Origin of the sequence: Pseudoalteromonas sp. 19-MNA-CIBAN-0066 (assembly GCF_040308705.1) — a bacterium.
GTDB lineage: Bacteria > Pseudomonadota > Gammaproteobacteria > Enterobacterales > Alteromonadaceae > Pseudoalteromonas > Pseudoalteromonas nigrifaciens.
This window is the reverse complement of sequence record NZ_JBEONZ010000387.1, coordinates 1-242: the sequence shown is the minus strand read 5'-3', so window position 1 is coordinate 242 and position 242 is coordinate 1. Positions and strand designations below refer to the sequence as shown.

Annotated in this window: 1 pseudogene; it reads left to right on the top strand. The window is 42.6% G+C overall.

Annotated features, from left to right (window positions below):
* Positions 1 to 242 (top strand): annotated as a pseudogene (locus AAEZ18_RS19535) (mechanosensitive ion channel family protein); the annotation flags it as partial.

The following is a 242-nucleotide window of genomic DNA, read 5'->3' as shown; positions in this document are numbered from 1 at the left end:
AGTGTGGGGTGGTAATATTAAAAACTTTACCCGTAATGGCAAAAGACGAATGGACATAGTGGTGGGTATTTCGTATGCCGACTCTATTGATGTTGGCTTAAATGTACTCAAAGAATTAGCTGCATCAGAGAGCCGATTACTCGCAGAGCCTGCACCTAAAGTAATGGTGACATCAATAGGCGAAAGCGCAGTAAACATTCAATTACGTGCGTGGGCTGTTAATGGTGATTATTGGCAAACTG